The sequence below is a fragment of the Novosphingobium sp. genome (genome assembly GCF_965229225.1).
Lineage (GTDB): Bacteria > Pseudomonadota > Alphaproteobacteria > Sphingomonadales > Sphingomonadaceae > Novosphingobium.
In genome coordinates, this window is record NZ_OZ245867.1 from 3,888,732 (window position 1) to 3,913,743 (window position 25,012).

Below are 25,012 nucleotides of genomic sequence, written 5' to 3' on the forward strand. Positions count from 1 at the left end.
GCTTAGTAGTCATGGCCGGCTTCCTTGGAGGTGAGGAGGTAGATACGGTCCTGGAGTTCGTCGGCCGACATCACGCCGTAGCCGATCGGGATCGCGCGGCGCGCGGCGGCGTCCCACAGGACCACGGCCGGCGTGATCCCGGGCTCGAGGCCCATGCGGGCGCGCTGATTGGTTTCGGCGGTGTAGCGCGGGAAATCGGGCGAGGGTCCGCCGTCGGTCGAGATGGCGCGCACCTCGATCGCCCAGGTTGCCGCGACCGAGCGTACGATTGGCGACATGACCGAACAGGCGCCGCAGCTCTGCGCGAAAAAGTAGAAGAGGCCGTAGCGCTGCGAGAGATGCGCCATCACGCTGTCGCGCTCGGCCTTGCGGGCATCCTGCCACTGGCGCTTGCCGAGCGTCGAGACCGGGCGCTGGAGCGTGTAGTCGAGGTCCGGATCCTGCCAGATCGACCTCTGCCAGACATCGCTGAACAGCGAGGCGCGGTCGAGCTGCGCGCGCTGGAAGCGGATATAGGCGGTGACGTTGGCCGGCGTTGGCTCGAGGATGGCGCGGGCCTTCAATTCGCGCAGCTCGGAGGTGATCGCCTCCAGGCGCGCGGTCGCCGAGCTGTCCGGAACCACCTGAGTTTGCGGTGTCTCGGGCGGCTTGGTCCTGTTGCAGTAGAACCAGTACCCGAGTCGGCGCTCCTGGCAGTAGAACGGATCGTCGCTGGCAGTCGGGGCAGTTGGTGCGGGATCGGCTGCCCGCGCGGCCAGCCCGGACGACAGGATCAGGCAAGCGCCGAAAGCAGCCATGCGCAGGGCGCGGTCAATGCGATGCTTGGGCATAATAAGCCTCGATTTTCTGCTGGAGATCGCTGGCGGCCTGCAGTTCATCGGGCAGGCGTGCGGCATCGGTGAACTCGGCATAGACTTCGCTGAAGTCCATCTTGGAGAGATCGAGCTTCGCGAATTCATCGACGCTGAACCCCGCGCAGGTCTCCTCTTTGGGCGGTGCCCAGGGCTTGTTCAGCTGGGTGCGGCCCTGTTCCTGCAGGATGCGCGAGAGCTTCGATTCAAAGCAGCAGTAGACCTTGCGTTTGGTGAAGCAGACACCGAGGAAGCTCGACGCGCAGTAGGTGCCGACATAGTGGCACAGTCCCTTCGCATCGCGCTGATGGAGCAGCATCTCTTCACGGCTGCAGCCGAGTGCGACCAGCAGCTGGATCCCCGGGATCAGCGGGAAACCCTTGCCCTTGCAGCAGTTGAGGATGCCAAAGACCTTGGACGCACAGCTCGCGCGTTCGCCCTCGAACAGCTTGAGGTTGGCCGGATCGAACTCGCGGCGTGCCTGGTTCATGGCATTCAGCGCAACCGCCGCATCCTTGAACTCGGTGTTGGGCTGGCGGTCGATTGTCTCGCAGGACCCGTCGATGCAGTAGATGTCGCCGTCGCAGATGAACTGGCTGGGATCGGTTTTCTGCTCGGGCACGGGACAGTCGTAGACCCGCTCCCAGGTCCGGCAGGGCTGATCGGTCAGACAATCGGCGCGCACGAAACGGCAGCCGGGATTGGCTTCCAGCTCCGAGCAGTCCTGCTTCGCCGCGTAGGCTGCGCAAGTGTAGCTGCGCTCCCAGGCCCAGCAGGGCCGGGTTATGGAGACGCCGCCGATCACGCGGGTGACGGGATCGTTGTCCGAGCAGGTCTCGCTGTCCTGCGTGCAGTCGCTGTCAGCGGCAAGGCTCGCGCAGGCGCTCTCGTCGCGCACGGTGTCCACTGTCGTACCTGGCCTGACGGCGACTGGCGTAAAACCTGCCACTTGCTCGGTGCAGGTGAACTCATCGACCGGATCACCGGGCTCGGTGCAGCCCCCGCCGGCAAAGGTCTTGTCCCGTTGCAGGCAGGGGCCGGGATGCGTCCCGGTCTTGCGGCATTGCGAGCTCAGGAAGGCCGAGCAGTCACCTCCGGTCGAACAGAAGTAAAGGTAGGTGGATGCATCGCGCAGCTGCGTGGTCAGGCGAACCGTGCAGCTGCGGTTTTCGGCAGTCGCCGTGAAACCGGTGTTGCAGGTCGCGAAGTAGCGTGCCGCCGCGCTGGAGGAGGGCGGCAGCGGTACGCAGCGCCCTGCAGTCCCATCCCCGCCCATGCCGCTCGCGTACGTCATCGGATCGCCGCTGATCGTGCGGCTGCGAGCAATCGTCGCATCGAGATCGACGGGTGCGAACCTGGCGCGGTGCTGGAGGGAATCGCGCACTGTCCGGTAACCCGAGTGGGTGCTGCTCTGGCTTGCAGCCTCGCGTGCCATGCGGTCAGGATCGCCAAAATAGCCTGATTGCGGAGGCGTCCCGTTGTACCCCGGAATACGCGTGGCATTGGGCGCGGTAGTCGCGGCGGTCTGTGCGGCAGCGGCCTTGGCGGCGCCGAAGGCCTTGCCATCGGCGCGGGCCGCGTTAGGGCTGCTCTGGGCCAGCACCGGCAGCGCGGTCATGAGCAGCATGAGGGCGGACAGGCGGCGGATCACGGCGCATGCTCCTCGAGCCGCGCGCGGTATTGGGCCGCGAACTTCGCGCCCGGGCCGCCTCCGCTGGCTATTGCGTCGAGCGCAAAGGCCGCCGTGACATTGCCGCTGATCCGGTCAAACGGCGGGACACTGGTTGTGCAGTCGAAGCCGTCGCAGAGATCGAAATCGCTGCTGGCGACGACATAGGTCGGCACTGTCTCGATCCCGAAAGCGCGGAACAGGCGCGGATCGATCCCGACCCCGTCGCGCCGCTCGCCGGGGGCAAGCACGCGCGACAGTGCGGCGGTCATGGCCTGGGCGCTACCCCGCGTCAGCCCCCGAAACACCACCACGCCGCCCGCGCGCGGGACATCGTCCATCATGGACTTGAGCGCTGCCGGCGGCATCGACGTACTGGCAAAGGCGATAAAACGCGGTGCCTCGCCGAGGTCGGCCTTCGTCATGGTTCCCGCATCGGCGACCATGCCATCGAAATCGAACACATCGCTGGCCTTGCCGGTCTTAGTCTTGTTGCTCGTTGCAAGGCGCGCACCGTTGGCCTGCCCTTGCTTCGCAGTGCTGGTGGCTGCGGTGGTGAGCGCCTTGGCCCGGGCCCGTGCAGTTGCAGCAAGGGCTTCGGCTTCGCTGGCCTGCTCGCCGGCACGGGCGCGAATGGCCTCGACGTCGATATCCGCCGGCACGCTTTGCGCGAGCGCGCCGCCGAGCGCGGAGGTCATGGCGAGACCCGCGAGCGCCCAGGCCCGAAAGGAGAGGGAGGACCGGCGGCTCATAGCGCGCAGCAATTGCGTTTGCGCCAGACGAGGTAGCCCATATCCTCGCCGATCGCGGGATAGACCTGGCCTGCCGACATGAAGGTGGTCGAGGCGCCGATCGGCGCGCAGGCATAGCGGCCGCTGGTCTGGGGATTAGGGTTGGTTGCCTGGAAGCGGTACTGCTGCTTGCGCATGACCGGCATCAGGTATTTGCCGCAGAGGCCCTTGCTGCCCATCGTGCCCCAGGCGACGAGCTCGCGGTGGAGCTTGTAGGCGAAGCGCGCGAGCGCGAGACGTGAGGCCTGAACATGGCCGATCGTCGCCGAGACGTTGCCGTTCAGCGGGTACATTGTCCCCTGGCAGCCCGCGCACCAGAACAGGTCGTCGCTGGGGAGCTTGGTAGTCGCGGCGACACAGTCTGCGGCGCAGGCGGCAAGCGCGAGCGGATTGGCGAAGAGCACCGCTTCGGGATTGATGATCGCGGTGAGCTCGCTGTCCTGCCACAGCGGATCAAGCTCGGTGATATAAAGAATGTCGACCGAGCCCTGCTCGAGGCAGAGGAAGTCAGCCGCAAGCTCCATCCAGTAGATCAGCGGATAGGCGTACCAGTGGATATGCCACTGCGAGGCGTACTGCGTCGCGCCGCCGACCGCCGAGGGGCCGGCCATGGTCTTGAAGCCGATGTCGAAGCCCGGATCGAGTTTGAGCCCGCCCAGGTTGACGAAGCACCATGGCTTCATGCTGACATCGGCAAGTCGCACCGGCTCCCAGAACCCCATGGCGATGCCGGGGCGCAGCCCGCAGAGGCAGACCGGAAACGCAGGATTGCTGGTGTCGGGCCGGCTCGAAGGCCAGATCTTGAGCCCGCCGATCGAGATCGGGAAGAGGCACGACCAGCAGATATCGGTGATCGGGTTCACGAAATGCCCGGTGCAGCGCCCTGGTCCCGAAGCTGCAGCAGCGGGCGAAGGCGCGGCGGTGATGGCAAGCGCCAGACCTGCCGCAGCAGTGAACGCGTGACGGATAAGCGAACGAAGCCGCTTCATGACGCCCTCGCCGGCGCCGCCTTGAGCGCCTGTTCGGTGATCTGGAGCACGCGGCCCTTTTGCTCGATCACGGCCGGCACCGCGCGAATGCCGAAATGCCGGACGAGCGTGCCGCCCTGGTCGAAGTAGAAGCGCATCTGCCGCGCCTTCATCAGCGCCAGCGGCGCACCCGACACGAGGATCACCTTGGGCCGGCGCTTGCCGAAGGTGGTGGCGGCCCAGTCTAGCGCGGCGGGATCATCGCCATCGAGGAACACAAGCGGGCTGCGCAGCGGCACGGTGTCGAGCGGATTGACCCGGGTTCCGCGGGCAATGATGACTGTGCCGCGTGCGTCCCGGATGTCGGCGCTCACAGTGATCGTGGGATCGAAGGTCCAGGTGCGTGTGGCTGAAGCAGCGGTGAGACCCGGCACTGGATCGGGCCGCTGGACTTTGGCTTCGGTGCGCCGTTGGAGCGCGGCATTGAGGCGTGCGGTCTCGCCGCTCGCTTCGAGGCGCGTCAGGCGGCTGTGGATCTGTTCGAGGAGGTCAGGTTCGGCAATGCCCCAGACGGCGCCATGCTGGCCGTAGTCGCGGGCATTGGCCGGACCGCCAGTTGCGCAAAGAGCGAGCGCCAGAACCGGGAAGAGCGAGGAAGCGGGGCGCAGCGTCACAGGATCGCCCTCCCGGTTCCGAGGATGCGGGGACGGCAGATCCATCCGATCGCGGCATAACGGCTGTCGAAACCGTCCTTGTGCGGGCTGCCGACGAAGTAACAGCCCCTGGGGATGGTGCCGGTGGGGCCGAGCGCGAGCGGCTCGCCGGTGCGGGTCATCGGCTTGGCAAGCGCGACGGGTACGCCGTCGACGAAGAACTGCCGTCCTTCGCGCGTGACGTGCTGGCCGGGCATGCCGAGCACCCGCTTGCCGAACAGAGCCGGTTCCTTGCCGAAGTGCCGCTCGAGCAGCTCTGAACGCGGTGGCACGAAGAGCACGAGGTCGCCTTTGCCGGGCTCGGCGCTGCGCGTAAGCCAGATCGCCCAGCAAGGGAGCGAGGGGCTGGCGTTGACGAGCAGGGCGTGGGCGCGCGCAAAGTCGCTCAGCCCGCCAGCGCCCATAAGCGCGAGAGTGGCGCCGCCGACCAGCAGCAGGCTGCGCCAGCGGCTGCTCTTGAAGTAGGGCAGGTCAACGCGCGGCACGGGCGAGGTCCCCCATGCGCCGCGCGACATCGGCGCGGACTTTGTCGGTCATGTCGGGCACACCGCCAGCGACGACGGCTTCGGCGACGAGCACCGTGCGACCATCGCGGCCCAGACGTTCGACCGAGGCTTGCACGGCCTTCAGATAGGCCTCGACTTCGCCGCGCGTCTGTTCGGGCGGCCGGCCCGAGCGGGCCTCTGCCTCGACAAAATCGCCCATGATCCGCGAGAGCTGCACCGTGACGACCTGACGCTTCTCAAGCGCCAGCAGGCTGCGGGTCGCCCAGACGCCCCAGAGCGTGGAAAGCGTGAGGCTGACCCCGAGTGCTGCTGTGCCGAGCGTCTTGCGCCACGACAGGGACGGCGCAGTCGATGTTGCCAGAATGTTCCTCACTTTTCGCTCTCCGCAAGACCGGTCTGCACGGCATCGAGAAAGGCGGGCAGGCGCCAGATCGCGATCAGCGTGGCGAGGCCAAAGAGCCCGAGCGCGGTACCCTGATCGAACGCGGCGCGCGCGTTGTGATCGGCGGCGAGATAGTGCGCGGCGAGATTGTCGAGATGGAGGAAAAGCCGCTCGGGATCGCCGCCCGCCAGCATCAGGAAGGCGAGCAAAGGCAGCCCGAGCACCATGAGGTAGATCGCGCCGAGAAAGGCGCCTGCCTTGACGAGGATGTACCAGAGGTCGGCGAAATACCGCCGCGCGGGCGGGGGGTTGTCGCCCGCCGAAGTCGCCGGAACCGGCAGGCCAGGCGGTGCTGCGTCACCGGCAACCGGGGTTGCGAGATGGTCGAACGGCGTGACGAGGTAGAGAGGCATGAGAGTGTCCTTGCTTTGGGAAGTGATGGGATGGGGCCGGCTTAGGGCTGGTCGGGAAAAGCGATGCGCGCGATGGCGTCGGCGAGCTGATGACCGCGTGCGATCTCGGCATCGATGTCGGCCACAGTCTGGGGCGAGCTCGAGAACAGCGTTGCCGAGTAGGGATCGAGCGCGAGCCGACCGATCGCCTCGACTTCGGGGCCCTTGATGAAGACCTCGGAATAAGCCGAGCCTTCGCGCTTGAGGCTGCGGATCAGGGTCTCGGTGCGGTCGTCCATGTCGAGCCGCTTCGAGTTCCGGAAATCCGCAATCGTCTCGGGTTTCTGCTGTAGGATCAGCATCCAGTCGCTGTTCTCGAGCGCAGCAGTGGCGCCATCCGACTTGTAGTAGTCGTTGAGCGACTGGGTCGCGGTCGCCAGCGCGCCGCCGTACTTGCGGCAGGTGCGGGCATAAGTCTCGACGAAGGTGCCCATCGAGCCGCCCTTGAGCAGCGCCCAGGCCTCGTCGATCAGGAGCAGCTTCCTGACCGAACGTGGGCTCCGCGTCATGGCCTGGCTGGTCATGAACATGATCGCGCTGAGGACCACGCTGCGCAGATCCTCGCGCGCGGCGAGGTCCGACATCTCGAACACCGTGAAATCGCTCGACAGGTCGAGTGTCGCCGCACCCTCGAAGAAGGCGCCATAGGTCCCGCCCGCCATGTAGGGCGCAAGCGCCGTCGCGAGGTCACGCGCGAGGGGATGGTCGAGCGCTTCGAGCGCGGCGCCGACCTGTGTCACGCTGGCGGTGGAGCCGTGCGCGGTCCAGACCTCGTTGACCGCGCGGTCGATGAGCCCGCGCTCGGTATCGCTGAGCGCTGCGCTGTGCCGCGCCATCTGCCCGATGATGGCCTTGACCATGCCGAAGCAATCGAGGCGGTAGTCCTCGTCTTCGGCCGCGCGCGCCGCATCGATCATCGAAAAGGGATTGAGGCAGAAGCCCGAGGCGAGCGTGAACTCGACGAAGCGGCCGCCCTGAAGCCGTGCGGAGTGCTCGAAGCTGCGGCCATCGTCGATCACGACAACTTGCGCGCCGGCCCCGCGCAGCGCCGCGCACATCTCCTGGAGCAGCACCGACTTGCCCGAGCCCGACTTGCCGCAGATCGCGACATTGTGGTTGCCCGCGCCGTTCTCAAAGGGGGACCAGTAGAAGGGCTGGCCGCGCCGCCCGACGAACAGAAGGTGCGGCACTGGCCCGCCGAGGTACTCGCCCTGGACTGGCGCGATATTGGCGGCCGAGGTTGAAAGCAGCGTCCGGAAACGGTGCAGCCGCTCCATGTCAGAGCCAAGCCCATCGGCGAGCGTCAGCGGCATGGCGGCGAGCAGGCCCTGGATCTGAAGATAGCGCTCGTCGGCAAGATCCCAGCCAGCGGCCTTGTAGATCGACTTGACCGCGCGCTCGTGGGTGTCGCCAAGCCCGAGCGGCGAGTAGGTCGTGACCCCGTAGAAGACGCGCACGAGGCGGCGCCCTTCCTGGAGTTCGGCCTGGACGCGCGCCCATTCTGCCGACTGCTCGCCGATGCGCGGCAGGAAGCGCGCGCTGCGGGTATCGGCAAGGCTCGTCGTGCGCATGAACTTGTAGCCCGCGCGCGCAGCGGCCGCTTCCTGGTCGGGATAGACGAGGCAGAGCATCGTCGCGGCGGGACAGGGAAAGCGCAGCTTGTCGGTGAAAAGATCGCCGATCAGCCGCGCGCATTCGTGCGGCGCCCAGCGCGGCGGATAAGCGCGCACGGCAAAGTGGCGCAGGTCGAAGCGGTCGGGATAGACTTCGCCGATGACCGGCGAGCCGTCCGCCATCTCGCCGGTCGGGCGAAAACGCTCTGTGGCGAGCAGCAGCCGGTCTTCGCGCACGACAAGCTCGATATCGCGGCGGATGGCCTGCGCGGCGATCGGGTCCTCGGGATTGTAGGGGACGGCGTCTTCCTGCGGCGCGGTGGTCGGCGAGGTGAGGTCGTCGATCAGCGCGATCAGCCCCTCGGGCTCCAGTTCGGCGACGCCGAGGCCGAGTGACTTCAGCATGGCGATGAGGCCTTCGCGTACCTGGACCAGCTCCTGCGCAGAGACCGACTTGTGCTCGGGCACGCCGACCGAGACGAAAACCTGGTGGTGCCGGGCGTGGAAGGGGGCTTCGTCCGAACCCGAGCGCCAGACCATCTTGTAGAGCTGGCGGGCGCGGTGCCGGGCGATGGCCTCGTAGATCCCGCCCTGGAGGTAGCGCGGCGCAAACCATGGGCCGACGATCCGGCTGATGCGCGGCGAAGCCAGATGGAGGATCTGGAGGCAAGCCCCGCCCGGCAGGCCTTCGGAGAAGAACGCGCCCAAGATCTCGGCAGTGCGCTCGTCGGCCCCGATCAGCGGCGTGACGCCCAGCACGAAGCCCTTCGAGCGGGCATTGAGATAGAGACGGTGGCGCGGATCCCACACGCGGTAGGGCAGCCAGTCCGAAAGCACGTCGAGCATGAGGCGGGGGCGTGCGGCTTCGGTGTGCTCGGCATCGCCGGTAAGCCCGCCGAGCATGGCATCGCGAAGGGTTCGGAACGAGAGGCTCACGGGCGGGGCTCCTTGGGCGAAGCGGTCTTGGCAGCGGCAGCACGGCGCGCGGCATCGATCGCGGCGGCCGAGGGGTACTGCGGCGGATCGAAGGAAGGCCGAGAGGTCCGAACATGCGGGGTGGCGGGCATGTCGGACCCCTCGGCCACCGGCGGGGGGACGCCGGGTATTGCCTCGCCAACCGTGGAGGGGAGGGCCGATGGCGAGGCAAGCTCGAAGGGTGGGGTGTCGTCCGCGCCTTGCGCAGACGGGCTGGGTGCGGGTGACAGCGTGCCGCCCGCGACAGGAGCAGGCTCATCGGCAGACTTGGCAGCGGCCTGCGCCGCCTTGAGCTGCCGGCCGATCTGGCGCGCAAGCGGCGCAGTCGAGGGCGAGCTGTTCGCACCAAGCTCTGCGGCCCAGTGCGGCGCTTCGATCACGGTCCAGGCAACCGCTTCGTCGTGTAGCGTCCCGCTCTCGTCGACATGCGCGGGGAAGACCACGCGGAGGCGGCGCTCCGCCGTGCGGGCGGGATCATCGCTGCCCAGTGGCGCCGCGATCCCGGCGCGCTGGCGCGCTGCGCTGAAATCGGTGTCCTGATCGGGCGCGACAATCTCCTTCGTCGCGCGCTCGTCGATTGTGCGCGAGGGCGCACAGGTCCCGCTCGGCGCGCGGCAGGTGAACTCGCCTTTGACATTGGTGCCGAGGCCGACGCAGCCGGTTAGCGACAGGCAAAGCGGGGCGAGGGTGGCGGCGAGGCGCAAGTGGTGCGACATCAGATTCACCTTTTGTTCGATGCGGGAGGTTGCGATGCGGACGCGGTCAGGAAAGCGCGCAGCGCGGCGGCCGGGCGGTAGCCTTCGAGGACCGCGCCATCGGAGGGCCGCACGATCACCGGTGTTCCGGAGAAGCCGTGCGCCTTGGCGAAGGCTTCGTTGGCGTCCAGCCCGCGGGTGTCGCAGGGCTTGGGGTTGGCGAGCGCGGTGCCGGAATAGGCGGCATGAAGGGACGTCTGGGGGAATGGCGAGCAGAGCACGCGCTCGGCGTCCTTGCGGGACTCCGGCCCGAAGATAGAAATCGGCCGCTCCTCGACGCGCGCGCCGATGGCTTTGAGCTCGCCCGACAGCTTCTTGCAGTAGCCGCAGTGGAAATCCGAGAAGACGACGACCTTGGGACCATTCTGGGGACCCCAGCGGATCGCCCCGTTCTCGGGCAGGCCCGCGAGCGAGACCTTCTGGGGCGCAGGGGGAGCTTGAGTCCGACCAGGCGCCTCACTGTCCGCATCGTCGCGGTGCGCGGCACCGGCGGCGAGCAGGTCGGGATTAAGCTTGAGCAGCCGCGCCGCAGTCAGATCCTGGCGCGCTTCCATGTCGTAGACCCGGCCGATCACAAGGTACTTGGCCTGTGCGTCGACATAGAACAGCGTGGTCTTCGAGGCGACCTCGCACAGGCCGCCGAGGCCCTTGCAGTCGATCGCGTCGATCGGCGTCTTGGGCAGGCGCAGCTGGAGCGCGGCGCGAACCTTGGCGGTATCGGCTGCCGCATGGGCCGGTGAGGCCATGTAGGCCGCAGCCCATCCGGTCGCTGCTGAAAGCGCAATAAGGCTGGCAAGGCCTGCCGCGCGGGTGAGCGCGCGGGAGCGCTGAGATGGCATCGGGGTCACTGGCTGTTCCTCACGAAGACGCCGTCGAGAAACACGATCTCGACATCGATGCCGGTCGGCATCTCGACGACGGGCTGGTACTGTTCGGCGCGTTCGATCAGGTATTTGCTGACCGTGTCGGCGGCTTCCCCGGCGCCCTGGCCAAGCCCGCCGCCGAAGATCTCGCCGGCCGAAAGCTTGGCAGGGGTGCCGTTCGCGGTGGTGCGCTGGTTCGCGAACACGCTGTTGGCATTGGCCGAGAAACCGCGCCCGAACCCGCCGATGATCCCGGCAAGCAGCGCCTGCGTGACGAGGTTGCCCTCGCGGCTGACGACGCGGCCGCGCACGCCGGACTTGCCGGCAAAGCTGATGAAGCCTTTGACCTCGCTCACCGCGACGCGCCCACCAGGCTGGTCGCAGGTCATGCGCGCCAGCTTCACGTAGACCTTCTCTGAGGAGAGATCGCCGCGCGCGGCGCCATTGACCACGCAGCCCTCGATCCGCGTGGTCAGGACCTTGCCGTTCTGCAGCACCGAGCGGGCTGGCCCCGTAATGCGCAGAACCACGGGAAGCGGATCGGTCTGGCTCGCAACGCCCGTCGAGGCATCGACCCCGACGATCACGCGCGCCGGCGCATAGGAGTTGGGCGGGAGATACTCGGGCGAGTCCTCGACGACGAGCGGCGGCGTCTCGGCGCGCGCAACCTTGAGGCCAGCACCGCCCTTGTCGCCGGTGAAGCTCATCAGCTTGGACAATCGCACCCTCACACGAGCGGCAGCCATAGCGCGGGCGGCGGGTGACCAGCACGCGAAAGGTGGTGGGCACGACGTCGAGACGCTCGGCCACATCCTCACCGATCTGGTGGAGCGCGCCGCCGCAGCAGGGGCAGACCTTATCCTCGACATCGACGACCTGCTCGATCCGCTCCAGGTGAGCAGGCAGCGAGCCGCGGTTGGCCTTGCGCGGGCGATCCGCCGGGGCCCGGCTAGCCTTCTCCACGACGTGCTGGGCCTCGGCCAGAGCCGTCTCGACCTCCTCGAGGGCAAGTTCGAACTGATCGGGATCGAGCTGTTCGGACCGGCGGCCGAACCGGTGCCGCTGCAGGGCCTCGATGATCGCCTTCAGGCGTTCGACCTCGGCCTGAAAAACCTTCAGCGCATCAAGCTCGCGGGCCTGTTCGAGGACGAGCGCGCGGAGCGCTTCGACGTCGTTGGGAAGGTCCGCTTCCATGAGCATGGGAGCAGTGAATCAGCAGGCGGAGCCCCCGTCAACCGGCAATCTGCGGGGCGATCGGGCGGCGTCCGCCATGCACTCGGCGCCAGTCCAGACCCTCGAGCAAGGCGCCCAACTGCGCCGCCGTGAGCCGCATCACGCCGTCCTGGATACCCGGCCACTTGAACCCGCCGGACTCCAGCTTCTTGGCCATCAGGCACAGCCCGGTGCCGTCCCACCAGACGAGCTTGATCCGGTCGCTGCGCTTGGCCCGGAACACGTAGATCACGCCGGAATAGGGATCACCGCCGTACTCGGCACCGACCAGCGCAGCCAATGCATCGGGTCCCTTGCGGAAGTCCACCGGGCGCGTCGCCACCATCACCCTCGCGCTTGGGCCGATCCCTATCATCAGCTGGCACCAGCCTGCAGAGCTTGAATGATCGCCACGGCCAGATCGGTCCTGACTGCCTGTCCGATCCGAACCACGGCACCACCAACTTCGACCTCAATGCCATCGCTTGAGCTCGGCGGTGAGCCACCCACGACCGGCACAAACATGGGTTCGTCTCGTAGGGGAAGCTTGGCGGCCTCCATGGCGTAACGCAGCTCCCTGCGCCACGTGTACAGCAGCGCCGTGCTGATCTCCCGCTCACGAGCAAATGCGGCGATGTTATCGCTGCGCTCCATCTCCGAAACCAACGCAAGCTTCTGCTCCAGCGTCCAGACGCGCCGTCGGCCTCGCATCCCTGGGAGAACTTCGATCCGCCGGACACGCTTCAGAGGCACCCCAATGTCGGTGTCCAATGCACTCGCAAGGCGGGTATCATCCATCCCCGCACTTCAACCACACCACTCGGGGCAGGCAAGGTGGGGCCGGAACACCGCTTACGTTTTAAAGACTGTCGGCAGTGGCAAATCCGCTGTTGCCGTCATGCCGCAGAAAATGATCTTGAATGCTGGATAGTGTGTTATTAGCTGGCTCTTGCGGGCTGGCTCTTGCGGGCTGGCTCTTGCGGGCTGGCTCTTCCGACCGCCCGCCGCGGTCACTGTGACTGACCGCAGAGCGCTCGAACCGATACTCCGTGGAACGAGATCTGAGCTGCTTGGACGTCATGCCACTGACCCTTCAGCGCGTCTAAGACGTCTCCATCGGACGCCGCCATGGCGTCTCTCAAGCAGCCTTAATTTTGCCTTTAGACGCAATGCGTTTAACCTCGCTTTGAAGGGTTGCACCACTTGAGCTGTGTGGGGGCGTCCGCACTAAACGTCGAGGTGCACTCAGCAGCATTGGTAATCTCGCCTAGTTTTTAAGATCGGGCTTCTTGATGAGCTCGTTCACTGAGCGGTCATCCCGGCATCGATCACGTGCTCAGCGCCGGTAATGTAGCTGGATTCATCGCAGGCCAGGAACAGTACAAGGTTCGAAACTTCTTCCGGTTCTGCAATGCGGCGCAGGGGAATCTGCAACAGCGCTTCGCCTCCGCCTTCATCGGTCGCCTCTACCATCATCGGGGTCATGATGAAGCCGGGATGGACCGAGTTCACGCGGATGTTGTCGGGGCCATATTCGATGGCAGCGGCCTTGGTCATGCCGCGCACGGCGAACTTGCTGGCGACATAGGCGAGACTGGGGAAACCGTAGTTGGCGACAAGGCCCGCAATCGACGAGATGTTCACGATCGAGCCACGGCCGCCTCTCAGCATCGAGGGGATGACCGCGTGCATGCCAAGGTAGACCGAATGCTGGTTCACTTCGCAGACCTTGCGATAATCCGCTTCGTTCACGTCTGCGGTCTTCGCCATCACGCCGAGGATGCCGGCGTTGTTCACGAGGATGTTGACCGGACCGAAGAAGGCCTCTGCTGCAGCGACCACGCGGGTCCAGTCGGCCGCACTGGTCACGTCATGCTCGATGAACAGGGCGTTCGTGCCCAGCTCCTGCGCGAGCGCGCTCCCGGTGTCCGAACGAAGATCCGTTAGCACAACTTTCGCGCCCTCGGCCACGAAGCGCCGCGCATGCGAGGAGCCCATGCCGCGTGATGCGCCCGTGATGATTGCGGTGCGGCCATCCAGTTTACCCATTTCAGTCTCTCCGGTCGTTTCAGAAGGGGCACGGTTCGCGTCCTGCCGTTTCGGCGACACTCATGATGGACCTCCCGGGCCTAGTCAACACTAGCGTTTACAAGAAGGCGGCAGGCGCGCTAGACGTCGGCTTCAGCGGCGTCCTGCTGCGGCGGGAGACAAGGTGATGGAGGACGAGATCAAGAGCGGCGCTGCGGGTGAGAACAAGGCCATCGTCGCACGGTTCTTCGAGATCTTCTCCAGCGGCGATGTCCCCGCGCTGCTCGATGCGATGGCTGATGGCGGCAGCTGGTGGGTGTCCGGCCGGCTGGAGGGCATGTCCGGCCGCTACGACAAGGCCAGCTTCGGTCCGCTCGTCGAAGGCGCGAAGGCCATCTACAAATCGGGCAGTCTTGCCATAACGCCGGTTTCAATGATCGCCGAAGGGGACCGGGTGGCGGTGGAGGCGACCGGGCTTGCCGAACTGGCCGACGGGCGCACCTACACGCCGCAGTATCATTTCCTGGTCACCGTCAGCGCAGGGAAAGTCTTCGAAGTGCGCGAGTACATGGACACGCAGCACGCCAAGGATACGTTTTTCGGCAGTTAGCCGGCGGCCGCCGGAACTGGCGCGGACAAGGCCGCGACGATCTGACCCAGCGTATCGCTCACCGCATCCTCGAACCGTTCGCCATCGTCGCTGTCATCGCGCGTGTGGATGACGAGAATGTTGAGGAACATGAAGCTCGCTGTCACCAGCCGCCGCTGCGCCACGGCTTCCGGAAGGTCGCCGAGACAGGCCCTGAGCAGGCTCAGCGTGCGCGCGAGATTGGGGGCGACGCGATCGCCGAACTGGCCAAACCGCTTGCCCTGATAGCGCAGCAGATAGGCGCTGAGGAAACCGGCGTAGGAGTAATCGCCGAATTCGTCGATGAGCTCGATCTGCGGCCGGTAGATGATATCGGCGATCGTGCGCAGGTCTGAAAGCGTGCCAGCTGCTTCGGCGGCCGCCAACATGGCGCCGCGGGTCGGCTCCATCTGATCCATCCGATAGTCGAAAACGGCCTGGACCAGCGATTCGCGCGATCCGAAGTGATATTGCACCGCGTGATGATTGCGCTGTCCGGCCTGGGCCGCGATCTCGCGCAGCGATGCACCCTCTATCCCGTTGCGCGCAATAAGGACTTCGGCCGCAAGGATGAGTGCCAGCTTGGCGCCCTGCGGTGACGCATTTCCGGCAGTAACAGCAGATTTCGGAGCCGCTCGGGTCATGTGCGCCAATTGGGATAGCTGGGCGAAGGCGTCAAGTCCGGGGCTGGGGGCGCCATTTTCGTTCAATCAACGAGGGTGTTGATTTTGGTCAACGGATGTGTTGAATGGGGTTGACGCGGAAGCAGGTGAGGAGCATTTAAGCCACATGGCTTAATCAAGGGCCGAAGGGAGAGTTGCAATGACAATGGAAACTGGCCTGATCTTTCATCCCTACATGCGTCCCGGTCGTACCGCCCGGCAGACCTTCCAGTGGGGCGTCGACAGCGCGGTTCACTGCGACAAGATCGGCTTCACCTCGATGATGATCTCCGAGCACGCCTCGCAGATCTGGGAAAACATCCCCAATCCCGAACTGATCATGGCCGCAGCCGCGCTTCAGACGGAGACCATCAAGTTCGCCCCGATGGCGCATATCCTCCCGCATCAGCACCCGGCCAAGCTGGCCATGATGGTCGGCTGGCTCTCGCAGATCCTTGAGGGCCGCTATTTCATGGGGATCGGCGCAGGCGCCTATCCGCTGGCGTCTTATATCCACGGCATCAAGAATGCGGAGACGACCCACCTCAACGACATGGTGCGCGAATCGCTCTTCATCATGGAGAAGATCTGGAAGCGCGAACCGTTCTTTTACGAGGGCAAGTACTGGAGCGCGGGCTTCCCCGAAGAAGAACCGGCAGAAACCGAGGAAGACGAACAGCACCTCCTTGCCAACTACGCCCCCTACGGCGGCGGGTTCCCCGAGTTCGCGGTGACCGGCTTCAGCGCCAATTCCCCGTCGATGAAGCTTGCTGGTGAGCGCAACTTCAAGCCGGTTTCGATTTATTCCGGCCTCGATGCACTCAAGCGCCACTGGGAAATCTATTCCGAAGCCAACATCAAGGCCGGTTTCACACCCCAGCGCCAGCGCCACGCTGTCTCGCAGACGGTGTTCTGCGCGGAAACCGATGCCGAGGCCAAGCGCCTCGTGATGGAAGGCCCGATCGGCTACTGCTTCAATCGCTATCTGATCCCGATCTGGCGCCGCTTCGGCATGATGGATGGCTTTGCCCGCGATTTCGGCGTGGACTCGCTCGACATCGATCTCGAGTTCCTGACCGATCATGTCTTCGTCGTCGGTTCACCCGATACGATCGTCGAAAAGCTGAGCCACCTGTTCGAGCAGACCGGCGGCTGGGGCACGCTGCAGGTCGAAGCGCATGACTACTACGACGATCCGTCGGCCTGGTTCACCTCGCTCGAGCTGCTTTCAAAGGAAGTCGCACCGCGGGTTCGCGTTCCGGGCGAAGCGCTGGTTGCGGCCTGATCGAGCCACAAGCGGAACAAACCGTCTTCGCGCAGTCATGGAAACGAGGGTCAGAATTCTTTCGGATGCAGTGAGATGAGTAAATAACAAAAGTGGGAGAAGGGTAATGGTATTTGAAAACAGCGGCGCCAGTGAAGGTCGCAGGTTTGGTGCGGCTTTCCTGCGGGAGGGCGTAAGTGCAGTCGCGTTGATCGTGGCCGGTTTTTCGGTTCCTGCCCAAGCGCAAACTGCGCAGCCGCAGGCTGTCGACGCGACTGGCACCGAGGACATCGTCGTGACCGCGCAGCGCCGCGAGGAGAAACTGTCCAAGGTTCCCGTCTCGGTCGTTGCCTACAATGCCGAAGCCCTTCAAACCCGGAACATCGCGAGCGAGCAGGATATCGGTACGCTGGTTCCCGGTCTTCAGGTCAAGAACGGGCAGAACTCGAACCAGCTGAGCTACAGCATGCGCGGGCAGTCGCTCGACCCGTTCTCGGGTACGAGCCCTGCCGTGCTGCCGTACCTCAACGAAGCGCCTTACAACCCCGGAAACACCGCGACCGCCTTCTTCGATCTGGCCTCGATCCAGGTGCTGAAGGGGCCACAGGGGACGCTATTTGGCCGCAATGCCACGGGCGGCGCTGTGCTCTACACGACGCCGATGCCTGGCAACGAATTTGCCGGATATGTGATCGCGCGCGGTGCCTCGCGCGAGTTCGGCCAGATCCAGGCCGCGGTCGATCTGCCGATCATCAAGGACAAGCTGGCCATTCGCATTGCGGGCGATATCACCCGCGGCAACGGCTATATCACCAACATCAACACCAATAATACGCTGGGCGACAAGAACAGCCGTTCGGGCCGCCTGACGATCCTGTTCACGCCGGCCGACGGGATCAAGAACGTCACGATCGTGCAGCATGATCGCGTGCGCGGCACCGAAGGCGTCGGCGGTATCTTCAACTACTATTCGCGGCTCGCGACCCCGGGTGACCCCACGTCGCAGTTCATCAGCGACGGCACCAATCATATCACCAACACCACGGGCACGCCGCTTTCGAACACGCTCGCTGCGATCTATGGCGCGAACGACGGGCCGGCAGGGCCGGGCTTCTTCCCGGGCGCCGTCGAGGGCTACACCAAGTTCTCGCGCGCAAATCCCTACAAGATCTTCCTGCAGTATGATCTGCCGCACCGCGCGAACAATACCTTCGTGTCCAACACGACCGAGGTCGAGGTTGGTGAACATGCCAAGATCAAGAACATCTTCAGCTACATGAAGGGCAATTCGCGCACCGCGGGCAATCTCGGCGGCGGTCCGTTCGGCTCGCTGTGGCTGTTCAAGCTCGCCGGTACCAATGCCACCGGCGTGCCGGGTGGACAGACGTTTGAATCCGAAACCTACAGCGACGAACTGCAGTTGCAGGGCACAGCCGCAGTCGGCAAGCTGAACTACACCGTGGGCGCCTTCTATTCGAACCAGAAGCGCTACGAGATCATTCCGATCAACATCGGTGCCGATGTCGTCCCCGGCGGCATTGCCGACATCTCCTATGCATACCGCAACCGGCAGACCTCCAAGGCGATCTTTGCCCAGCTCAGCTACCAGCTGACGGACAAGCTCACCGCGACGCTCGGCGGGCGCTATACCTGGGAAACCGTCGGCATTCGTCAGGCGGAAGGCAATGTCTTCGGCGTCGATCCAAACTCGCCGGCGGCAGACCAGAGCACCAAGCTCTCTGCCCCTGCCTGGACGGCGAGCTTGCAGTATCAGATCGACTCCAACAACATGATCTACTTCAACCAGCGCGGCAGCTTCCGCGCGGGTAACCTCAACGGTACGGTGGCTCCGTTCACCGATCCGCTGACGGGCAAGGCGGCGAACCTGTTCAAGAACGAGAAGGTTCACGACTTCGAACTGGGCTACAAGTTCAACGGCCGCATCTCGTCGGTGCCGGTGCAGTTCAACGTCGCTGCCTACAAGGTCATCGTGAAGGACGCGCAGCGCGCGCTCTATGCGATCGTGGGCGGCGCGCCTGCGGGCTTCACGGTCAACGTACCCAAGGCCGAGACCCAGGGCGTTGAAGTTGACGGCTTCTTCGGGCTGACCTCGTGGCTCGATGTGGGCTTCAATCTTGCCTACACCGATGCGAAGTACACTGATCGCAATGTGCCGATCCCGTTTGTCGGCAGCCTGCAGGTCGATTCCTATCCGGATGCGCCGAAGTGGGCCGGTTCGGTCAATGCGGAGATCAAGTTCCCGGTGCCTGCAAAGATAGGCCGGGTCAGCCTGCGGACCGACTTCTACAAGCAGTCGAGCTTCTTCTTCTCGAACACCAATGGCACTTCGACGCCGGGCACGCAGCTGGATGGTTATTCCACGCTGGGGATGCGCCTGAACTGGAAGGACATCATGGAAAGCCAGGTCTCGGCCGCGTTCTATGTGCGCAACCTGACCAAGAATACCTACTATGTCTCGGGCTATGCGCTTGGCGCGTCCAACGGCGTGAACACCGCCTATCCGGGCGAACCGCGTACCTTCGGTGCGGAGCTCTCGGTCAAGTTTTGACCGGATGCTCTGCGGCGGGCGGGGGAGTCGTCCCTCACGGCTCTTCCGCCCGGATGCTGATCAGGAGATGCCGCGACATGGTCGCGGCATTTTTTGTCTTAGCCTCTCAGTTCCAGCCCGTTGCCATCCGGATCGCTGAGATAGAGCGATTGGCCCCATCCGGATGCGCCGTACCGTTCGGCAACCGGGCCGACCGCCACACCGTGCGCTTCCAGATGGAGCCGCACTTCGTTTGCATCGAAGCTGGCAACGGTGAGGCAGAGATGGTCCATGTTGCGAACGGCGTCGGCCGGCAATGGCTGCCCCGCAAGCAGGTCGATGAACGCGCTGCCCACGCGCAGATGGGCGAGCCCGATCTCGTCTCGCCGCCAATCCAGCGAGCAGCCGAGAACATCGCAGTAGAACCGGATGGAGCGATCGAGATCGGCCACCCTGACGACGACATGATCGATTCCGGCGATTTCCATAAGCGGCTGTTTGCGCGTGCGATTTCATCGAGGCAAGCGGGCAGGACGGGCAATCAACGAAAAGGTTGATTTGGGGCCTCAGGGAGACCTGATCGCCATTGACAAGCTCTGATTCTACCCCCTATCAACGGTTGTGTTGATAAAGATGGACAGGGATCGAGGCGATGAAATTCCACTTGATGCAGACTGGTGTGGTGGGGCGGCGTCACGAGATCGAGGCCGGCATGGCCGGGCAGCGCAATGATCTTTACCAGCGCTTTCTCGAAGAGATTCGCGGCTATGTCCGCCTTGCCGATGACCTTGGCTATTATGGCTACTGCCAGCCCGAGCATCACCTGCAGATCGAGGGTTTCGAAGCGAACAACCATCCGGGGATGTTCAGCCTGTTCGTCGGACAGAACAGCAAGCGGCTCAAGGCCGGGATCATGGGCTACACCATGACCACCCACAATCCGGTGCGCGTTGCCGAGGAAATCGCCACGCTCGATCACATGCTGCAGGGCCGCATGTATTGCGGCTTCACCCGCGGCTACCATGCCCGCTGGGTGGATAGCTATGCTGCCAAGGAAGGCATCAGCGCCACCACGCCGGACAATGTAAAGGCGCGAGATCAACAGGATGCACGCAATCGCTCCTTGTTCGAGGAGGGTGTTCGCGTCATCAAGAAGGCATGGACCAGCGACGTGTTCAGCCATAAGGGCGACAACTGGGAGTTTCCCCCGAACGGCGGTTCTGCCGGTCATCCCGCTTACGCCAAGTATGGCAAGGGACAGGACGCTGATGGCATTGTCCGCCAGATCGGCATCGCCCCCAAATGCTTCCAGGAACCGCACCCTCCGATCTACGGCGGCTTTGCCGCATCGGGGCGCACCATCGATTTCTGGGCGGAAGAAGGCGGCAAGCTGATCGTTCTTTCGGACAACCTCGATTTCTGCGAGTCCCTCAACAACCGCTACATCGCCTCGGCCGCCAAGGTTGGCCGAGAGGTGACCAACACCCAGGCCTCGGCCTGGGGCGGCTTTCTCATGCTGACCGACGACAAGGACCGCGCGGCCAAGCTCATGGAGGAGCACATGTGGTTCTGGGATGAATGGTTCATCCCGATGGGCCAGCGCCCGCCGAACGTCCTGATCGGCTCGGCCGATGAGATCGCCGACCGCATCGGCGAAGCGCACGACCGGCTTGGCTTTGACGAGCTGTTCCTGATGTTCGGTCAGGGCCACCTCGAGCCCGAGGAAAATCAGGAAGAGCTCGAAAAGTTCATCAGCAAGGTGGCGCCGCGCTTTTCGACCAAGAACGAAGAGGGTGTCTTCGTCTGAAGCATAAAGTTTGAAACCAATTCAAACGCTGGGAGAGATCAAATGGCTATGCAGTGCGGTATCTTCATGACGCCTTACAATCCGCCGAGCCGCACACCGCGTCAGGTGTTCGATTGGGCGGTCGATATCGCGCGGATCGCCGACGAGGCTGGCTTTGCCGATTACATGATCGGCGAGCACTACACGCTGGGCTGGGAGAACATCCCGATGCCCGAAGCGATCATCGCTGCCTGCGCGCACACAACCAAGCAGATCCGTTTTGCGCCGATGGCGCACCTGCTGCCCTATCACGACCCGGCAACGCTCGCGATCCGCATCGGCTGGCTGAGCCAGGTCATGGAAGGCCGCTATTTCCTTGGCGTGGCGCCCGGCGGCCATCACACCGACGCTATCCTGCACGGCTTCGAGAGCATCGCGCCGCTGCCGCCGATGCAGCTTGAGGCGCTCGCGCTCATGGAGCGGGTGTGGGAGGGCAAGCCGTTCGTCGAGAAGGGCAAGTACTTCCAGGCCGGTTTCCCCGGCGCGGACACGATGCCGGAATACCACGTCGAGATCGCCAACAACGGCCCCTATGGCGGGCGGGCGGCGCTTGAGCTTGCCGTGACCGGCCTCTCGATGAAGTCGTCTTCGATGAAATTTGCTGGCGAGCGCGATTACTCGCCGATCTCGTTTTTCGGCGGCACCCCTCAGATGCGCGCGCACTGGGACACCTGGGAGGAAGCAATGCTTTCCAAGGGCCATACGCCGGATCGCAAGCGTTACCGCGTGTGCCGGGATATCTTCATCGCCGATACCGATGCCGAGGCAAAGCGGCTCGTGCGCAAGACCGGGCTTATGCAGACCTGGCACAAGTATCTGAAGGAAATCTACGTCAAGTTCGGGCTGTTCGACGGGATCATCCACGATAGCGGCATCGACATCACGCCTGACGCAATCGACGAGGATTTCCTTGTCGAGCACGTGATCCTGTGCGGTTCGCCTGAAACGGTGATCGAGAAGCTGGAGAAGCTCGCCGATGCGGTCGGCGGCTGGGGGCAGATCGTGGCCAACCAGCATGACAGCATCGACGATCCCAAGCCTTGGGAGGAATCGCTGCGCCGGCTTGCGACCGAAGTCTGTCCGAAGGTGCGCATGCCCAACTGAACCCCTCCCGGGTCGGCCACCGAGGGCGCCGCCAGACGCGCCGCGGTCGGCCTCGCCGGGGTGCCGAGAGGATCGAGAAATGAGCAAGGCAAGAGCATGCGTGCTGGTCGAACCCAACCGGGTCGAGACCTGGGATGTCGAGATCTACGATCCCGAACCCGGCGGCGCGCTGGTGCGCATCGTAGCGGGCGGCGTCTGCGGCAGCGACGTGCACATCATGTCGGGCGAGGCCGGTGTCATGCCGTTCCCGATCATCCTCGGCCATGAAGGGGTTGGCCGGATCGAGAAGCTCGGCGCCGGTGTGACGACCGATTATGCCGGGGTTGCGGTGAAGCCGGGTGACCTTGTCTACTGGGCGCCGATCGCACTTTGCCATCGCTGCCACAGTTGCACCGTGCTCGACGAGACTCCCTGCGACAATTCGACCTTCTTCGAACATGCCGAAAAGCCCAACTGGGGCAGCTATGCCGATTACGCCTGGCTGCCCAATGGCCTTGCCTTCTTCCGGCTGCCCGATGGCGCCTCGGTAGAGGCGGTGATCGCGCTGGGCTGCGCGCTTCCCACCGCGCTGCGCGGGTTTGATCGCTGCGGGCCAGTTCGGATGGGCGATACCGTGGTGGTGCAGGGGGCTGGCCCCGTTGGCCTCTCCGCCATCCTCCTGGCGAAGCTTTCGGGCGCGCGGGAAGTGATTGCGGTCGACATGCATGAGAACCGCCTCGCAATCGCCCGTTCGCTGGGCGCGACGGCGACTGTGTCGCTCAAGGACAGCCCGGAAGAGCGCCGCCGGCAGATCTACGACCGGGTTGCGCCCAACGGGCCTGACATCGTGGTCGAAGCCGCCGGCGCATTGCCGGCCTTTCCGGAAGGCGTCGACATCGCGGGCAATCATGGCCGCTACATCATCCTTGGCCTGTGGGGAGCTATCGGCACGCAGCCGATTTCCCCGCGCGATCTCACGATCAAGAACCTGACGATTGCGGGGGCGACCTTCGCCAAGCCCAAGCACTTCCATCAGGCCTTGCACCTCGCGGCACGGCTCAATGGCGAATACCCGCTGGCCGAGATCGTAAGCCACCGGTTCGGTGTCGCAGGCGCGCTGGAAGCGCTCGAGGCGACGGCCGCCGGTGCAGTGATCAAGGCCATCATCGATCCCGAAATCAGCTGACGCACGGAAGGACGTTCCATGACGCAAACCGCAATTGACGACAGTCGCGTGCGCGCGCCGCGCCCGCCGCACGTTCCGGAAGCCCTTGTCCGCGATATCGACATGTATGCGATTGACGGGATCGAGAACGGCTTCCACGAGGCGTGGAAGGCCTTGCAGACGGACGGTACGCCCGAACTTGCGTGGACTCCGCTGACCGGCGGCCACTGGGTGGCGACGCGCGGCGAGGTCATCAAGGAAATCTACAGCGACCCTTCGCGCTTTTCGAGCCAGGTGATCTTTCTGCCCAAGGAAGCGGGCGAAAAGTACGGCATGGTGCCGACGCGCATGGATCCGCCCGAGCATACGCCGTACCGCAAGCTGCTCGATACCGGGCTCAATCCCGCGCAAATCCGCAAGATGGAAGATCAGGTGCGCCAGGCAGCGGCGGACCTGATCGAGCCGATGGTCGCGCGTGGACACTGCGATTTTGCCGCCGAGTACGCCAATGTCTTCCCGGTGAAGGTCTTCATGGCGATGGCGGACTTGCCCATGTCCGATGTGCCCAAGCTTGCTGTTTTCGCGCAGGACATGACCCGGCCATCGGGCAATACGCCCGAAGAGATGGCTGCAACGCTCGATGCGGCCAACCGCGGTTTTGACGCCTATGTCGATCCGATCATTCGCGAACGCCGCGGGAAGGATGGCACCGATCTCATTTCTGTCATGGTCAACGGCGCGATCAACGGCGAGCCCATGCCGCATGACAAGGCCGTCGGGCTGATTTCGCTGCTCCTGCTCGGCGGGCTGGATACGGTCGTCAATTTCCTGAGCTTCGCGATGATCTACCTTGCGCGGCATCCGGAAAAGGTTGCGGAGATCCGTGACGACGAACTGAAGCTGCGGCGCGGTGTCGAGGAATTGTTCCGCCGTTTCCCGGTCGTTTCCGACGCGCGCATGGTCGCCGCTGATCAGACCTATCGTGGTGTCGAGCTCAAGCAGGGCGATATGATCCTGCTGCCGACGGCGCTCCATGGCCTCGATCCGGATGAGAACGAGGATCCCTGGAACCTCGATTGGGACCGCAAGGCCCCGCAGCACAGCACCTTCGCGGCTGGCCCGCACCGCTGCGCCGGGCTCCATCTGGCGCGGCTCGAAGCGACCGTCACGCTGCAGGAGTGGATCCGCCGGATCCCTGAGTTCAGCCTCGCACCCGGCGCGAACCCGATCTACCACTCGGGCATCGTTGCGGCCGTCGAGAATGTTCCGCTGATCTGGGATGCCGGCAAGGCCGGGTGATCAGTCGGTGCCGCAGTGCTCCGGCACTGCGGCGGCAATGTCGAGCGCCTGCAGAATGGCGCGGCGGCCAATGCCGAGCGCGATGGCATTCTTGAGGTGCACGCGAAAGCCGGGGCGAAAGCGGTGGCTCGACGTCACATCGCAGGCGAGCGCGGCAAGTTCCTTAATCCGCGCGCGAACGGTGCCGCTGCGCCAGGGAATAGCACAGTAGTCAAAGAAGCCGACAAAGATGTCGGGCGAGAGGCGCAGCATTGCCTCGAGAAATCCGGGCAGCTCCTCAGTAAAGCCCTTCCAGAACGGATCATTGCCAACATATTGGTCCCACAGCGACTGGCGCTCGGCATCGAGAGGCTGCGCGGCGTCTATCAGCCCCCGCGTGGCGGCGGCATCCAGGACCGGGGCGGCTGTAACCATCAGGGTGTGCACGCCAAGCCCGGAGGAAAGCGCGAGGATTTCCTGCACTTGCGCGATGGTCGCGCCCGCATCGAAGGCCCGTGCGATGGCGCGCTCGATCCCGGCGCGTTCGAGCGCGGTTACGGATGCGGTTACGGCGAGGGTGACAAGGGCGACGCCGAGCGCGTCAAGCGGCTCTCCTTCGCCGAGCGACGCCGTCATGGTTTCAGCTTCTGCGCGCAGCTGCGCAATCGAAATAACTGTCATGAAAGGACTTTGCCCGCTCCGTTTGAAACTGTCAACTTATGTGTTGACTGCGGTTTCCGCCTTGCCCATATCGGTTTGA

The 25,012-nt window shown here is 64.6% G+C and carries 24 protein-coding genes and 2 pseudogenes; 7 read left to right on the plus strand and 19 right to left on the minus strand.

Going from position 1 to position 25,012, the window contains the following annotated elements; translation table 11 throughout:
• Nucleotides 1-2: 2 nt before the first annotated feature.
• From ACO06X_RS18250 to ACO06X_RS18325, 16 genes and pseudogenes are all read right to left on the minus strand, one after another.
• Nucleotides 3-797 (minus strand): conjugal transfer protein TraF, encoded by a 795-nt coding sequence (locus ACO06X_RS18250; protein ID WP_421837568.1) that lies wholly within the window; start codon nt 795-797, stop codon nt 3-5.
• Nucleotides 798-810: 13 nt separating this feature from the next.
• On the minus strand, nt 811-2,478 hold the full coding sequence (locus tag ACO06X_RS18255; protein WP_421839949.1) for a conjugal transfer protein TraN: 1,668 nt from the start codon (nt 2,476-2,478) through the stop codon (nt 811-813).
• A gap of 20 nt (nt 2,479-2,498) precedes the next feature.
• On the minus strand, nt 2,499-3,218 hold the full coding sequence (trbC, locus tag ACO06X_RS18260) for a type-F conjugative transfer system pilin assembly protein TrbC (protein WP_421837569.1): 720 nt from the start codon (nt 3,216-3,218) through the stop codon (nt 2,499-2,501).
• Nucleotides 3,219-3,268: 50 nt separating this feature from the next.
• A complete protein-coding gene (traU, locus tag ACO06X_RS18265; RefSeq protein WP_421837570.1) occupies nt 3,269-4,300 on the minus strand; it encodes a conjugal transfer pilus assembly protein TraU in 1,032 nt (343 codons plus the stop codon).
• Nucleotides 4,297-4,947 carry a type-F conjugative transfer system protein TraW gene (traW, locus tag ACO06X_RS18270; RefSeq protein WP_421839950.1) on the minus strand — a complete coding sequence of 217 codons (651 nt, stop codon included), beginning with the start codon at nt 4,945-4,947 and terminating at the stop codon, nt 4,297-4,299. The genes traU and traW overlap by 4 nt, the downstream gene beginning before the upstream one ends.
• 2 nt (nt 4,948-4,949) lie before the next feature.
• On the minus strand, nt 4,950-5,477 hold the full coding sequence (locus ACO06X_RS18275; protein ID WP_421837571.1) for a S26 family signal peptidase: 528 nt from the start codon (nt 5,475-5,477) through the stop codon (nt 4,950-4,952).
• A complete protein-coding gene (locus tag ACO06X_RS18280) occupies nt 5,464-5,871 on the minus strand; it encodes a type-F conjugative transfer system protein TrbI (protein ID WP_421837572.1) in 408 nt (135 codons plus the stop codon). The genes ACO06X_RS18275 and ACO06X_RS18280 overlap by 14 nt, the downstream gene beginning before the upstream one ends.
• A complete protein-coding gene (locus ACO06X_RS18285) occupies nt 5,868-6,293 on the minus strand; it encodes a hypothetical protein (protein WP_421837573.1) in 426 nt (141 codons plus the stop codon). The genes ACO06X_RS18280 and ACO06X_RS18285 overlap by 4 nt, the downstream gene beginning before the upstream one ends.
• A 41-nt stretch (nt 6,294-6,334) precedes the next feature.
• A complete protein-coding gene (gene traC, locus ACO06X_RS18290) occupies nt 6,335-8,881 on the minus strand; it encodes a type IV secretion system protein TraC (protein WP_421837574.1) in 2,547 nt (848 codons plus the stop codon).
• Nucleotides 8,878-9,636, minus strand: coding sequence for a conjugal transfer protein TraV (locus ACO06X_RS18295; RefSeq protein ID WP_421837575.1), 759 nt, complete (start codon nt 9,634-9,636; stop codon nt 8,878-8,880). The genes traC and ACO06X_RS18295 overlap by 4 nt, the downstream gene beginning before the upstream one ends.
• Before the next feature lie 5 nt (nt 9,637-9,641).
• Entirely contained in the window at nt 9,642-10,514 is an 873-nt protein-coding gene (locus tag ACO06X_RS18300; protein WP_421839951.1) for a DsbC family protein, read from the minus strand.
• A gap of 5 nt (nt 10,515-10,519) precedes the next feature.
• Nucleotides 10,520-11,251 (minus strand): annotated as a pseudogene (locus ACO06X_RS18305) (TraB/VirB10 family protein); the annotation flags it as partial.
• Nucleotides 11,232-11,738 (minus strand): annotated as a pseudogene (locus ACO06X_RS18310) (IS66 family transposase zinc-finger binding domain-containing protein); the annotation flags it as partial. The pseudogenes ACO06X_RS18305 and ACO06X_RS18310, both read right to left, overlap by 20 nt.
• A 31-nt stretch (nt 11,739-11,769) precedes the next feature.
• Entirely contained in the window at nt 11,770-12,126 is a 357-nt protein-coding gene (gene tnpB / locus ACO06X_RS18315; RefSeq protein WP_421837576.1) for an IS66 family insertion sequence element accessory protein TnpB, read from the minus strand.
• The gene (locus ACO06X_RS18320; protein WP_421837577.1) at nt 12,126-12,548 is read right to left on the minus strand and encodes a transposase; all 423 of its coding nucleotides are present in this window, start codon (nt 12,546-12,548) and stop codon (nt 12,126-12,128) included. Before ACO06X_RS18320 ends, tnpB begins: the two co-directional genes overlap by 1 nt.
• 504 nt (nt 12,549-13,052) lie before the next feature.
• Nucleotides 13,053-13,799 carry a glucose 1-dehydrogenase gene (locus ACO06X_RS18325; protein ID WP_421837578.1) on the minus strand — a complete coding sequence of 249 codons (747 nt, stop codon included), beginning with the start codon at nt 13,797-13,799 and terminating at the stop codon, nt 13,053-13,055.
• A 166-nt stretch (nt 13,800-13,965) separates the two neighbouring features.
• On the opposite strand from ACO06X_RS18325, the gene ACO06X_RS18330 reads away from it, so the two are divergent.
• On the plus strand, nt 13,966-14,388 hold the full coding sequence (locus ACO06X_RS18330; protein ID WP_421837579.1) for a nuclear transport factor 2 family protein: 423 nt from the start codon (nt 13,966-13,968) through the stop codon (nt 14,386-14,388).
• Here ACO06X_RS18330 and ACO06X_RS18335 read toward each other — a convergent pair.
• Complete coding sequence (locus ACO06X_RS18335) at nt 14,385-15,050, minus strand: TetR family transcriptional regulator (RefSeq protein WP_421837580.1); 666 nt, start codon at nt 15,048-15,050, stop codon at nt 14,385-14,387. The genes ACO06X_RS18330 and ACO06X_RS18335 overlap by 4 nt on opposite strands.
• Nucleotides 15,051-15,228: 178 nt before the next feature.
• On the opposite strand from ACO06X_RS18335, the gene ACO06X_RS18340 reads away from it, so the two are divergent.
• On the plus strand, nt 15,229-16,353 hold the full coding sequence (locus tag ACO06X_RS18340; protein ID WP_072383646.1) for an LLM class flavin-dependent oxidoreductase: 1,125 nt from the start codon (nt 15,229-15,231) through the stop codon (nt 16,351-16,353).
• 193 nt (nt 16,354-16,546) lie between these two features.
• A complete protein-coding gene (locus tag ACO06X_RS18345) occupies nt 16,547-18,901 on the plus strand; it encodes a TonB-dependent receptor (protein ID WP_421837581.1) in 2,355 nt (784 codons plus the stop codon).
• A gap of 98 nt (nt 18,902-18,999) precedes the next feature.
• Here ACO06X_RS18345 and ACO06X_RS18350 read toward each other — a convergent pair whose 3' ends face one another.
• Nucleotides 19,000-19,368 carry a VOC family protein gene (locus ACO06X_RS18350; RefSeq protein WP_421837582.1) on the minus strand — a complete coding sequence of 123 codons (369 nt, stop codon included), beginning with the start codon at nt 19,366-19,368 and terminating at the stop codon, nt 19,000-19,002.
• Nucleotides 19,369-19,532: 164 nt separating this feature from the next.
• Between ACO06X_RS18350 and ACO06X_RS18355 the strand changes: the two genes are divergently transcribed.
• The 4 genes from ACO06X_RS18355 (at nt 19,533) to ACO06X_RS18370 (ending at nt 24,273) form a co-directional block, all read left to right on the plus strand.
• Nucleotides 19,533-20,687, plus strand: a complete 1,155-nt coding sequence (locus ACO06X_RS18355) for an LLM class flavin-dependent oxidoreductase (RefSeq protein ID WP_421837583.1) — start codon at nt 19,533-19,535, stop codon at nt 20,685-20,687.
• Between the two features lie 42 nt (nt 20,688-20,729).
• The gene (locus ACO06X_RS18360) at nt 20,730-21,830 is read left to right on the plus strand and encodes an LLM class flavin-dependent oxidoreductase (RefSeq protein ID WP_421837584.1); all 1,101 of its coding nucleotides are present in this window, start codon (nt 20,730-20,732) and stop codon (nt 21,828-21,830) included.
• A 79-nt stretch (nt 21,831-21,909) separates the two neighbouring features.
• Nucleotides 21,910-22,995 carry a zinc-binding dehydrogenase gene (locus ACO06X_RS18365; RefSeq protein ID WP_072383639.1) on the plus strand — a complete coding sequence of 362 codons (1,086 nt, stop codon included), beginning with the start codon at nt 21,910-21,912 and terminating at the stop codon, nt 22,993-22,995.
• 18 nt (nt 22,996-23,013) lie between these two features.
• Nucleotides 23,014-24,273, plus strand: a complete 1,260-nt coding sequence (locus ACO06X_RS18370; protein WP_421837585.1) for a cytochrome P450 — start codon at nt 23,014-23,016, stop codon at nt 24,271-24,273.
• Here ACO06X_RS18370 and ACO06X_RS18375 read toward each other — a convergent pair whose 3' ends face one another.
• On the minus strand, nt 24,274-24,933 hold the full coding sequence (locus tag ACO06X_RS18375; RefSeq protein ID WP_421837586.1) for a carboxymuconolactone decarboxylase family protein: 660 nt from the start codon (nt 24,931-24,933) through the stop codon (nt 24,274-24,276).
• Nucleotides 24,934-25,012: the final 79 nt, after the last annotated feature.

Coding starts and splice junctions, on each gene's coding strand:
- ACO06X_RS18250 (WP_421837568.1), bottom strand. CDS start 797: ATGGCTGCTTTCGGCGCTTGCCTGATCCTGTCGTCCGGGCTGGCCGCG.
- ACO06X_RS18255 (WP_421839949.1), bottom strand. CDS start 2,478: ATGCTGCTCATGACCGCGCTGCCGGTGCTGGCCCAGAGCAGCCCTAAC.
- trbC (WP_421837569.1), bottom strand. CDS start 3,218: ATGACCTCCGCGCTCGGCGGCGCGCTCGCGCAAAGCGTGCCGGCGGAT.
- traU (WP_421837570.1), bottom strand. CDS start 4,300: ATGAAGCGGCTTCGTTCGCTTATCCGTCACGCGTTCACTGCTGCGGCA.
- ACO06X_RS18285 (WP_421837573.1), bottom strand. CDS start 6,293: ATGCCTCTCTACCTCGTCACGCCGTTCGACCATCTCGCAACCCCGGTT.
- ACO06X_RS18295 (WP_421837575.1), bottom strand. CDS start 9,636: ATGTCGCACCACTTGCGCCTCGCCGCCACCCTCGCCCCGCTTTGCCTG.
- ACO06X_RS18300 (WP_421839951.1), bottom strand. CDS start 10,514: ATGCCATCTCAGCGCTCCCGCGCGCTCACCCGCGCGGCAGGCCTTGCC.
- tnpB (WP_421837576.1), bottom strand. CDS start 12,126: ATGATAGGGATCGGCCCAAGCGCGAGGGTGATGGTGGCGACGCGCCCG.
- ACO06X_RS18320 (WP_421837577.1), bottom strand. CDS start 12,548: ATGGATGATACCCGCCTTGCGAGTGCATTGGACACCGACATTGGGGTG.
- ACO06X_RS18325 (WP_421837578.1), bottom strand. CDS start 13,799: ATGGGTAAACTGGATGGCCGCACCGCAATCATCACGGGCGCATCACGC.
- ACO06X_RS18330 (WP_421837579.1), top strand. CDS start 13,966: ATGGAGGACGAGATCAAGAGCGGCGCTGCGGGTGAGAACAAGGCCATC.
- ACO06X_RS18335 (WP_421837580.1), bottom strand. CDS start 15,050: ATGACCCGAGCGGCTCCGAAATCTGCTGTTACTGCCGGAAATGCGTCA.
- ACO06X_RS18340 (WP_072383646.1), top strand. CDS start 15,229: ATGACAATGGAAACTGGCCTGATCTTTCATCCCTACATGCGTCCCGGT.
- ACO06X_RS18350 (WP_421837582.1), bottom strand. CDS start 19,368: ATGGAAATCGCCGGAATCGATCATGTCGTCGTCAGGGTGGCCGATCTC.
- ACO06X_RS18355 (WP_421837583.1), top strand. CDS start 19,533: ATGAAATTCCACTTGATGCAGACTGGTGTGGTGGGGCGGCGTCACGAG.
- ACO06X_RS18360 (WP_421837584.1), top strand. CDS start 20,730: ATGGCTATGCAGTGCGGTATCTTCATGACGCCTTACAATCCGCCGAGC.
- ACO06X_RS18365 (WP_072383639.1), top strand. CDS start 21,910: ATGAGCAAGGCAAGAGCATGCGTGCTGGTCGAACCCAACCGGGTCGAG.
- ACO06X_RS18370 (WP_421837585.1), top strand. CDS start 23,014: ATGACGCAAACCGCAATTGACGACAGTCGCGTGCGCGCGCCGCGCCCG.
- ACO06X_RS18375 (WP_421837586.1), bottom strand. CDS start 24,933: ATGACAGTTATTTCGATTGCGCAGCTGCGCGCAGAAGCTGAAACCATG.